At 65.2% G+C, this 11,134-nt stretch carries 9 protein-coding genes; 8 read left to right on the plus strand and 1 reads right to left on the minus strand.

Annotated elements, in window-relative coordinates; genetic code table 11:
* Window positions 1-17: 17 nt before the first annotated feature.
* From CH276_RS26870 to CH276_RS26900, 6 genes are all read left to right on the plus strand, one after another.
* Entirely contained in the window at window positions 18-995 is a 978-nt protein-coding gene (locus CH276_RS26870) for a cation diffusion facilitator family transporter (protein WP_032397558.1), read from the plus strand.
* Window positions 996-1,135: 140 nt separating this feature from the next.
* Window positions 1,136-2,590, plus strand: a complete 1,455-nt coding sequence (gene eat / locus CH276_RS26875) for an ethanolamine permease (RefSeq protein ID WP_032397557.1) — start codon at window positions 1,136-1,138, stop codon at window positions 2,588-2,590.
* Entirely contained in the window at window positions 2,587-3,999 is a 1,413-nt protein-coding gene (locus tag CH276_RS26880) for an ethanolamine ammonia-lyase subunit EutB (RefSeq protein WP_094632359.1), read from the plus strand. The genes eat and CH276_RS26880 overlap by 4 nt, the downstream gene beginning before the upstream one ends.
* A 122-nt stretch (window positions 4,000-4,121) precedes the next feature.
* Window positions 4,122-4,895 carry an ethanolamine ammonia-lyase subunit EutC gene (gene eutC / locus CH276_RS26890; RefSeq protein ID WP_094632361.1) on the plus strand — a complete coding sequence of 258 codons (774 nt, stop codon included), beginning with the start codon at window positions 4,122-4,124 and terminating at the stop codon, window positions 4,893-4,895.
* A 54-nt stretch (window positions 4,896-4,949) separates the two neighbouring features.
* Window positions 4,950-6,566 (plus strand): AMP-binding protein, encoded by a 1,617-nt coding sequence (locus CH276_RS26895; protein ID WP_176459468.1) that lies wholly within the window; start codon window positions 4,950-4,952, stop codon window positions 6,564-6,566.
* Between the two features lie 31 nt (window positions 6,567-6,597).
* Window positions 6,598-8,544 (plus strand): acetoacetate--CoA ligase, encoded by a 1,947-nt coding sequence (locus tag CH276_RS26900; RefSeq protein WP_094632365.1) that lies wholly within the window; start codon window positions 6,598-6,600, stop codon window positions 8,542-8,544.
* Here the strand turns inward: CH276_RS26900 and CH276_RS26905 are convergent.
* On the minus strand, window positions 8,520-8,954 hold the full coding sequence (locus tag CH276_RS26905) for an acyl-CoA thioesterase (RefSeq protein WP_094632367.1): 435 nt from the start codon (window positions 8,952-8,954) through the stop codon (window positions 8,520-8,522). The two genes, CH276_RS26900 and CH276_RS26905, sit on opposite strands and share 25 nt — an antisense overlap.
* Before the next feature lie 73 nt (window positions 8,955-9,027).
* Between CH276_RS26905 and CH276_RS26910 the strand changes: the two genes are divergently transcribed.
* Window positions 9,028-10,485, plus strand: coding sequence for an amidohydrolase (locus CH276_RS26910; RefSeq protein WP_094632369.1), 1,458 nt, complete (start codon window positions 9,028-9,030; stop codon window positions 10,483-10,485).
* A 59-nt stretch (window positions 10,486-10,544) separates the two neighbouring features.
* Entirely contained in the window at window positions 10,545-10,970 is a 426-nt protein-coding gene (locus CH276_RS26915; protein WP_094632371.1) for a PPOX class F420-dependent oxidoreductase, read from the plus strand.
* Window positions 10,971-11,134: the final 164 nt, after the last annotated feature.

The raw sequence follows: 11,134 nt of genomic DNA on the forward strand, positions 1-11,134 counted from the left end.
CGCATACAGTGCGAGCGATGAAGAGTTCATCGAAATCCGACGCGGCCGAGGGCGGCGAAAGCCTGCGTACCGTGGTGATCGCATTCGTCGCCAATCTCGGCGTCGCGATCGCCAAGACGTTCGCCGCAGTGTTCACCGGGTCGGCGTCGATGGTTGCCGAAGCTGCGCACTCGTGGGCGGATACCGGTAACGAGATCTTCCTGCTCGTCGCCAATCGTCGAGGTTCGCGCGGGCCCGACGATCGGCGGCCGCTCGGCTACGGGCGCGAGACCTACTTCTGGTCGACGCTCGCAGCCATCGGTCTCTTCGTCGCCGGTGCTGCGGTATCGGTGTGGCACGGCATCACCTCGTTGCTCGCCGGCGAATCGAGCAGCGAGAACTACCTCGTCGCGTATGTGGTGCTCGCCGTCGCATTTCTGCTCGAGGGAGTGTCGTTCCTGCAATCGGTTCGGCAGATTCGCGGTGAAGCGGCCGAATACGACAAGGACTTCCTCGACTACGCACTCGAGACCTCGGATCCGACGCTGCGCGCGGTGTTCGCGGAGGACAGCGCCGCATTGATCGGCATCGTGATCGCCGGTGCGGGAATCGGGTTGCATCAACTGACGGGGTCCGCGGCCTTCGATGCCATCGGATCCATTCTGGTGGGTGTACTGCTCGGAATCGTCGCCTTCGTGTTGATCGATCGAAACCGCCGATTCCTGACCGGCGAACCAGGATCGAGAGCATTATGGAACGCGGTGGTGCAGCGGATCGAGCAACTTCCCGAGGTGGCGTCGGTCAGATTCGTGCGCATCGAGTTCGTCGGTCCCAAACAGATCTACGTGGTGGCGAGTGTCGATCTCGTCGGTGATTTCGCAGAATCACGCATCGCGCACACGCTCCGGCGGCTGGAGCGTGAGTTGGAAACCAACAGGGCTGTGGTGGACGCGGTACTGACAGTCGCCGAACCGGACGAGGGAGACATCGGCGACGTCAACGCCGTCGGAACCTGACGTAATTCGCCCGTCACTCACCGATGACGCGGCGCTTACATCACGGGCCTATCTTGAACCGATTCGCGCGCCACACGTGTTGTGAATCGTCCCCTCGGGCGTGACCCCGCTCCGAGCGAACTTGCTACGAGAGGCTTGCAATGTCCGTGGTAGACCCCCAGTCGTCTCAATCGAAATCCGGCTCTCACGAGGGCACTCGGTCGCACGTCGAGGGCGGTGACTACCTGGCCAAACGTACCCTGAAGAAGGGGACAGCGGGCTGGGTCCTGCTGGCAGGCCTCGGAGTCAGCTACGTCATCTCCGGCGATTACTCGGGGTGGAACCTCGGTCTCGCGGAGGGCGGTTTCGGTGGCCTCCTGATTGCGGCGATCATCATCGCGGGCATGTACCTGGCCATGGTCCTCGGCATGGCAGAGATGTCCTCGGCGCTGCCTGCAGCGGGCGGTGGCTACACCTTCGCCCGCCGAGCGCTCGGGCCGTGGGGCGGATTCGCCACCGGCACAGCCATTCTCATCGAGTACGCGATCGCCCCGGCGGCAATCGCCACGTTCATCGGTGCCTACGTCGAATCACTCGGACTGTTCGGTATCACCGACGGCTGGTGGGTCTACCTGGTGGTCTACGCCGTGTTCATCGGGATCCATCTGTCCGGCGCAGGCGAAGCCCTCAAGATCATGTTCGTCATCACCGGAATCGCACTGGTCGGACTCGTGGTCTTCGCCATCGCCGCCATCGGACAGTTCGACGCAAGCAACCTGACCGACATCGCCCCCACCGACGCCGCCGGAGCCTCCGGATTCCTGCCGTTCGGCTACCTCGGAATCTGGGCTGCCGTTCCGTTCGCCATCTGGTTCTTCCTCGCCATCGAAGGTGTTCCGCTGGCCGCGGAAGAGGCCAAGGATCCGACGAAGAACGTCCCGCGCGGCATCATCGCCGCCATGGGCGTGCTGCTCGTCACCGGTGCCGTCGTGCTGTTCCTGGTGACCGGGGCCGGCGGTGCCGACGCCGTCAAGGAATCGGGGAACCCGTTGGTGGAAGCTCTCGGTGACGGAACCGCGAGCAAGATCGTCAACTACATCGGCCTGGCCGGACTCGTCGCGTCGTTCTTCTCGATCATGTACGCGTACTCACGCCAGCTGTTCGCGCTCTCGCGCGCCGGGTACCTGCCGAAGACGCTGTCCATCACCAACTCTCGCAAGGCCCCCACACTGGCGTTGATCGTGCCGGGCGTCATCGGCTTCTTGCTCTCGTTGACCGGTCAGGGCGGAATGTTGCTCAACATGGCCGTGTTCGGTGCGGCTCTGAGTTACGTTCTGATGATGGTCAGCCACATCGTGCTGCGTCGTAACGAGCCGAACATGGAACGCCCATACCGAACCCCCGGCGGCGTCGTGACCACAGGATTCGCGTTGGTCATCGCAGCCCTCGCCGTTGTCGCCACCTTCGTCGTCGACTCCACCGCAGCGCTGTGGTGCCTGGCCGTGTTCGTCGCGTTCATGGCCTACTTCGGCATCTACAGCAGGCATCATCTGGTTGCGAATTCGCCGGACGAGGAATTCGCCGCACTGGCCGAGGCCGAGGCCGAACTGGAATGACGATCTACACCCAACAGGTCTCGGGAACCACCTACACCTTCGACGGTCTGGTGGACCTGATGGCCAAGGCGACCCCGCTGCGGTCGGGAGACGAATTGGCCGGTTGCGCAGCTGAATCCGATGCCGAACGAGCTGCAGCGCAGTGGGCATTGTCGGAGGTCTCGCTCGATGTCTTCCTGCACGATCTGCTCGTTCCGTACGAGAGCGACGAGGTCACCCGGCTCATCATCGATTCACACGACCGAATCGCGTTCGGGGCGGTCTCGCACCTGACCGTCGGAGGTCTGCGGGACTGGCTGCTGCAGGTCACCGCAGGGCCGAACGCGGCGGCGACGTTGCGCTCGGTTGCTGCCGGACTGACCCCGGAGATGGTGGCGGCGGTCAGCAAGATCATGCGGAACCAGGATCTGATCGCGGTGTCGCGGGCCGCGCAGGTGACGTCGGCGTTCCGTACGACGATAGGGCTGCCCGGAACACTGACCACGCGACTCCAGCCCAATCACCCGACGGACGATCCCCGCGGAATCGCCGCGGCCACGCTCGACGGACTGTTGCTCGGATCGGGCGACGCGGTGATCGGGATCAACCCGGCCACCGACTCACCGCAGGCGACGGCCGACCTGCTGCATCTGCTCGACGAGATTCGGCAACGCTTCGAGATTCCGACGCAGTCGTGCGTTCTCTCGCACGTGACGACGACGATGGAACTGATCGACAAGGGCGTTCCGGTCGATCTGGTGTTCCAATCCATCGCGGGCACCGAAGGAGCCAATTCGAGCTTCGGAGTGAACGTTCCGCTGCTGCGGGAGGCCAACGAGGCCGGAAGATCGCTGCACCGCGGAACCGTCGGGAACAACGTCATGTATCTCGAAACCGGTCAGGGTTCGGCATTGTCGGCGGGTGCGCACGTCGGCACCGGCGACCGCCCCGTCGATCAGCAGACCCTCGAAACGCGCGCGTACGCCGTGGCCCGCGATCTCGAGCCGTTACTGATCAACACCGTCGTCGGATTCATCGGGCCCGAGTACCTGTACGACGGCAAGCAGATCATCAGGGCGGGCCTGGAAGATCACTTCTGCGGCAAGCTGCTTGGACTGCCGATGGGAGTGGACGTCTGCTACACCAACCACGCCGAGGCCGACCAGGACGACATGGACACCCTGCTGACGCTCCTCGGCGCGGCCGGGGTCGCGTTCGTCATCGCGGTTCCCGGTGCCGACGACGTCATGCTCGGATACCAGTCGCTGAGCTTTCACGACGTGCTCTACGTCCGACAGGTTCTGGGTCTGCGGCCGGCACCGGAATTCGAGTCGTGGCTCTCCCGTCTCGGCATGGTGGACGCCGACGGCCGGGTCCTCGACGTCGATGCGGCGGGTTCACCGCTACGGGCCTTGATGAGTGCGCGATGATCGGTGAATCGGAGGTGGCAGGAGTGGAGCCCGCGGAACGACCAGGGAGTGCAGGAGTGGAGCCCGCGGAACGACCAGGGAGTGCAGGAGTGGAGCCCGCGGAACGACCAGGGAGTGCAGGAGTGGAGCCCGCGGAACGATCGGAAACAGAGTTCTGGGGCGAGATGCGGGCGATGACGCAGGCCCGGATCGGACTGGGGCGCATCGGTGATTCGTTGCCGACCACGCGGGTGCTCGAGTTTCGCTCTGCTCATGCCGCCGCGCGCGATGCGGTGCACATGCCGCTCGAGGTCGAGGAGTTCGTGGGCCGGGTCGAGCAGGTCGGTCTCGGTGCACCGTCGGTGGTGACGTCGTTGGCGACCAGTCGTGCGGAGTATCTGCGACGGCCCGATCTGGGTCGGCAGCCGAAGGATCTGTCGGCGGTGCCGCATTCCGAGGACGAGATCGGCATCGTGTTGGGCGACGGCTTGTCCCCGCGTGCGCTCGCCGATCACGGTGTGGCGATGCTGGACGCGTTGAAAGCAGAGCTCTCCGATCGTTATTCGATCGCGGCTCCGGTGATCGCGACCGAGGCGCGGGTGGCGCTCGGTGATCACATCGCCGCGGCGATGGGTGTTCGGACGGTGCTGGTTCTGATCGGGGAGCGTCCGGGGTTGTCGGTTGCCGACAGTCTCGGCATCTATTTGACGCATCTGCCGAAACCCGGGTGCACCGACGCCGATCGCAACTGCATCTCCAACATCCATCCGCCGGAGGGACAGGGGTACGCACAGTCGGCACGAATCGTGGCCGGCCTGTTGGCCGGTGCCAGGAGACTCGGGCGGTCGGGTGTGGCGTTGAAGGACACCTCGCGAGCCGATGTGCTCGAAGCGGCCGAGGCCCTCACACTCGAGTGACGTCCCCCTATTCGGGGGTGGCTGTACGTGACCGGGCTCACTACCGTGGGGTCCATGGACAGTTATTCTTCCGGCGCGTCGGATACCGCAGTTCTGGACGACACGATCGGTGCCGATCTGGATCGCACCGCGGCGCTGTACTCGGATCGTGACGCGTTGATCGACGTCGCGTCCGGGCGGCGGTGGACCTACTCGGAGTTCGTCGCCGACGTCGACCTGTTGGCGGCCGGCTTGCTCGTGGCCGGAGTCGAGGTGGGGGACCGTGTCGGAATCTGGGCTCCGAACTGCCCGGAATGGGTTCTGGCGCAGTACGCGACGGCCAAGATCGGTGCCGTGTTGGTCAACATCAATCCCGCCTATCGCTCACACGAGTTGCAGTTCGTGCTGAAGCAGGCCGGGGTGTCGGTGCTGTTGTCGGCCACGGAGTTCAAGGGATCGAACTACGTGGCGATGATCGACGACGTGCGCCCCGAGGTGGAATCCCTGCGTGCGGTGCTGTTCATCGGGAGCATCCAGTGGGAGGCGATGACCGATCGCGGGCATCGAGCGTTGGCGAAGACTCCGCGGATGATCACCGATGTGTCCGAGCGACTTGGTCCCGACGATGCGATCAACATCCAGTACACCTCGGGGACAACGGGATTCCCCAAGGGTGCGACTCTCAGCCATCGCAACATCCTCAACAACGGCTTCTTCGTCGGCGAGCTCTGCCACTACGCCGCAGAGGACCGCGTCTGCATTCCGGTGCCGTTCTACCACTGCTTCGGCATGGTGATGGGCAATCTCGCGTGCACCTCGCACGGCGCAGCGATGGTGATTCCCGGTCCCTCGTTCGATCCGGTGGCGACGTTGACGGCCGTCGCCGCCGAGAAGTGCACGTCGCTCTACGGAGTCCCGACGATGTTCATCGCCGAACTGGCACTGGAGAACTTCGACGAATTCGACCTCGGCAGTCTGCGTACCGGCATCATGGCCGGATCGCCGTGTCCCACCGAAGTGATGAAGCAGGTCATCGACCGAATGGGGATGGCCGAGGTGTCGATCTGTTACGGCATGACCGAGACGTCTCCGGTGTCGCTGCAGACTCGAAGCGAGGACTCCATCGAGCAGAGGGTGTCGACCGTCGGACGCGTCGGTCCGCACCTCGAGGTCAAGATCGTCGACCCCGTCCTCGGCGAGACGCTGCCCCGAGGCGAGGCCGGCGAGCTGTGCACTCGCGGCTATTCGGTGATGCTCGGTTACTGGCAGCAGCCAGACAAGACCGCGGAGGCGATCGACGGCGAGGGGTGGATGCACACCGGCGACATCGGGGTGATGGACGAAGACGGCTACGTGGCGATCACCGGGCGGATCAAGGACATGGTGATCCGCGGCGGCGAGAACATCTATCCCCGCGAAGTGGAGGAGTTCCTCTACACCCACCCCGACATCCTCGACGCCCAGGTGATCGGTGTGCCCGACCCGAAGTACGGCGAGGAGCTCATGGTGTGGATCAAGATGAAAGACGGTGCAGCGCCTCTCGATTCGACTGCGGTGCGCGCCTTCTGCGACGGACGGCTGGCGCACTACAAGATCCCGCGATACGTGCACGTGGTCGACGAGTTCCCGATGACGGTCACCGGCAAGGTGCGCAAGGTGGAAATGCGCGAACGGTCGCTCGGATTGATCTGAATATCGCCCTCGGGCTGCCATACTCGCTGCCATGACCAGTGCGCTGTGGACACCGACGGATTCCGACGTCGCCGAGGCTCGGGTGACCGAGTTCGCGCGATTCGTCGAGAAACGCCACGATGTGCTGCTACCGGACTACTCGTCTCTGTGGCGATGGTCGACGAACGAGTTGGAACTGTTCTGGCGAGCGGTGTGGGATTTCTTCGAGGTTCGCTCCTCCAGTGTGCCGACGACGGTGCTCGCAGAGCACGGTATGCCGGGAGCACACTGGTTTCCTGGTACGGAACTGAACTACGTGGACCAGGTCGTTCGGCACGCTCGATCGGGCCGCGCTGCGATCGTCCACGCCCGCGAAGACGGTTCGACGCGGACCGTGACGTGGGAGGAGATGATCGATCAGGCCGGGGCGCTGGCAGGCATGCTGGCCGACGCGGGAGTCCGACGCGGCGACCGCGTCGTCGGATACCTGCCCAACGTCCCCGAGGCGGTGATCGCCTTCCTGGCGACCGCGAGCCTGGGGGCGGTCTGGTCTGCGTGCGGGCAGGACTATTCGGCCTCGGCGGCACTCGACCGTCTGGGCCAGCTCGAACCAACGGCACTGATCACTGCCGACGGGTACGTGTACGGAGGGAAGTTCCGAGACAAGGCCGCCGACGTCGACGCGCTCACGTCGGGGCTGCCGACACTGCAGGTCGTGGTGACGGTCGGCGAGGCGTCGGGAAACGCAGTGAGCTGGTCTGCCGCAACGGAGCACAGTCGTGAACTGGCCCCGGCGTCGGTGCCTTTCGACCACCCGCTGTGGGTCGTGTTCTCCTCGGGCACCACGGGTCTGCCGAAGGGAATCGTGCACGGTCACGGCGGTGTGGTGCTCGAGCATCTCAAATCCGTTGCCCTACAGTCCGATCTGGGCCCCGAAGACGTGTTCTTCTGGTACACCAGCCCCAGCTGGATGATGTGGAACTTCCAGATCGCCGGCCTGCTGGTCGGATCCACGATCGTGTGCGCCGACGGAAGTCCGGCGTTCCCCACGCCGGATGCGCTGTGGGACATCGCCGCTAGGCTGGGTGTGACGTACCTCGGTACCAGCCCCGGGTACGTGCTCTCGTGCATCAAGGCCGACACGCATCCCGGCACCGACCACGATCTGTCGGCGCTGCGGGCCGTCGGCATCACTGGGTCCGCGATGCCTGCATCGTCGTCGATCTGGTTGTCGGAGAACATCGGAGCGCACCTGCCGGTCTTCTCCATCTCCGGCGGGACCGACGTGGTGTCGGCGTTCGCCGGGGGAGTGCGGACCGCCCCGGTCTGGGCGGGGGAGCTGTCGGTGCCCTTTCTCGGGGTCGCGCTCGACGCCTACGACGAGGACGGCGATCCCGTCCGCGGTACCGTCGGCGAACTGGTCGTCACCGAGCCGATGCCGTCGATGCCGCTGTACTTCTGGAACGACGCCGACGGATCTCGATACCGGGACGCCTATTTCGACACCTATCCGGGAATCTGGCGGCACGGTGACTGGATCACGATGACCGACCGCGGCAGCGTCGTCGTGCACGGAAGATCGGATTCGACGCTGAACCGCAACGGAATTCGCATGGGCAGCGCCGACATCTACCAGGCCGTCGAATCTCTGGACGAGGTGACCGAGGCGCTCGTCCTCGGCATCGAGCTACCCGACGGTGGATACTGGATGCCCCTGTTCGTGGTGGTCCCGGACGGTGTGACCGACGAACTGCGGGAGCGCATCGCATCCGTCATCAGAACACAGGCATCGCCGCGACACGTTCCCGACGACATCATCGCCGCACCCGCGGTACCCCACACCCGGACCGGGAAGAAGCTCGAGGTGCCACTCAAACGCCTCTTCCAAGGTGCCACTGCTGCAGGCACTCTCGATGCGAGTGCCGTCGACGATCCGGCCGCGTTGGCGTGGTTCCTGGATCGGGCGACCGAGTTTCAGCGCGTCCAGCGGGCCAGGTAGGCCTTTTCCTCCGGCGCGATGCGGCGCAAGGTCTCGGCACCGACGTCGACCATCGCCATCCGGGTCGTCGCCACCACGGCGGGCGGTGAATCGGGTGCTGCGCCCGCGGCACGGACCTCGTACCCGATGGTGAAATCGACTGCGCGCACCTTCTCGAACCACAGCGTGACGTCCAGCGGACCGTCCGAGTGCCGAAGCGGCTTCTTGTACGCGATGGTGACATCGGCGATCAACGCACTCTTGATCAGAGACTCGTTGGCCTCGCCCTCGCTGAGCAGCCATTCGATGCGCGCTTCTTCGAGCAGGGTGACCATCCGGGCATGGTTGATGTGTGCGAAGGCGTCCATATCGGACCAGCGCACCGTCACGCTCGCGTGATATCCGACGGGCTCGGTCGACTCTGTCCGCATCGCAACAGGCTCTGGCTTCATCGCTAGAGGATGGCATGCGCGCCCGTGCGGAGGACGCTCTAGAGTCCCAGGAGTGATTATCGCCAACGTCGCACTGGATGGTTCCGGGCTGCTCGTCGACATCGAACTCGCGGGCTCGGTCATCGCGTCGATCACCCCTGCGGGCACCCGACGCGCATCGAGCGACGAGGTACTCGACGGTGGTGGCGGGGTGGCGCTGCCCGGGTTCGTGGACTCGCACGTGCACCTGACACAGTGGGCGGCGGCGCGGCGACGAATCGACGTCGGGCCCGCGGCGTCGGCGGCCGATGCCGTCGCACTGGTGTATCCCTATGCTCGGACAGCAGGCGAATCGGTGGTGCGCGCCAACGGCTTTCGTGACGCGCACTGGCCGGAGGAGCCGCACAAGGACCTGCTCGAGAATGCGCTGCCCGGTGCCCGCGTGGCGATGACGAGCATGGACCTGCACACGTTGTGGCTGAGCCCGGCGCTGCTCGACGATCTGGGTATCGATCACCCCACCGGTGTGCTCCGCGATGTCGACGGCCTCGAAGCGGTCATGGCGCTCGAGGAGCAGGACGACCCGGCCGAACTCGATCGGGCCGTGCTCGACGCGACCGCAGCACTGGCGGTCCGCGGTGTCACCGGCGTCGTGGATTTCGAGTTCGCGGACAACAAGACGGTCTGGGATCGACGGTTGACGGCCGGCTCGCCTGCCGTCCGCATCGACACGACGGTGTGGCCCCAATGGCTCGACGAGGCACTCGATCGCGGCGAGCGGACCGGAGACGTCTCGGCCCACTCGGACCTGATCAGACGCGGCCCGCTCAAGGTGATGCTCGACGGTTCGCTCAACACCCGAACCGCGTGTTGCCACGATCGATACCCGGGGATCGACGGGGACGACGCGTACGGGCTGTTGCTCGAGACCCCGGGCAGTCTCTTCGATCTCGTCGCGCGGGCGTCACGCGGCGGCATCGAGTCGGCCGTCCACGCGATCGGTGATCGCGCCAACACAGTCGCGCTCGATGCGTTCGAGCGCGCCGGCTGCGGTGGTCGAATCGAACATGCTCAGCAGATCCTGCCGGAGGACATCACGCGGTTCGCCGCCTTGGGTGTCGCTGCATCGGTGCAGCCGCAGCACGCGATGTCCGATCGCGACATCGCCGAGGATCTGTGGGCAGGACGGCGTTCGGTGGCCTACGGCTACGGAACGTTGCACCGCAGCGGTGCGAGGCTGCTCTTCGGTTCCGACGCGCCGGTCAGTCCGCCGGAGCCGTTGGCGGGAGTCGCGGCTGCGGTGTTCCGTACCGACGACGAGCGACCTCCGTGGCACCTCGACGAAGCAGTACCCCTCGAGGTTGCTCTGCGCGCGGCGTGCGGTGGCCGTGGGCCACTCCGAGTGGGGGATGCGGCGGACATCGCCGTGCTCGTCGAGCATCCCGTGCACCGCTCGGTGCACGATCTCGCCGAGACGGAGATCAGAGCCACGATCTGCGCCGGTGCGCTCACTCACGCAGCGGCGGTGTAGGTGGGCCCGGGCGAAGCCACGGATCGATTCTGTCGGACCACCCGCGTAGCGTGACTGCGATGACGTCGATCACCGATCCGCGCGTACGCGAGTTTCTGTCCGCGGGCACCCGCACCGGAAAGCTCGGGTACCTCGCCTCCGACGGAAGGCCACTGGTGGCACCCATCTGGTTCGTCGTCGAGGGCGACGCGATCGTGTTCAACACCGGGGGAGACACGGCCAAGGGAAAATCGATCCGCCGTGATCCCCGCGTCGTCCTCACCGTCGATCTCGAGGAGCCGCCGTACGGATTCGTCCAGGTGCAGGGCATTGCGTCGGTCGACGAGGACCCGGCGGAGTTGGTCCGCACAGCGACCGGGATCGCGGCCAGGTATATGGGCCGCGAGCGAGCCGAGGAGTTCGGCATCCGCAACGGCGTACCGGGCGAATTGATCGTTCGGATCACGCCGACCAAGGTAATCGCCGCTTTCGACATGACGGGATGACGACCGACGGGATCCGCGCTATCGGGCCTGTAGATTGACCGGGTGCCGAATGGAGTCGGAGTGTGTCGGGCGACTCCGAATCGGGTACCGACTTGTAACGACCCGGTGCATACACACGGATATGTACTGAAAGGTAACTTCGACTTGTTTCCGGTGAGAAAATA

Source organism: Rhodococcus sp. 06-470-2 (assembly GCF_002258235.1).
GTDB lineage: Bacteria > Actinomycetota > Actinomycetes > Mycobacteriales > Mycobacteriaceae > Rhodococcoides.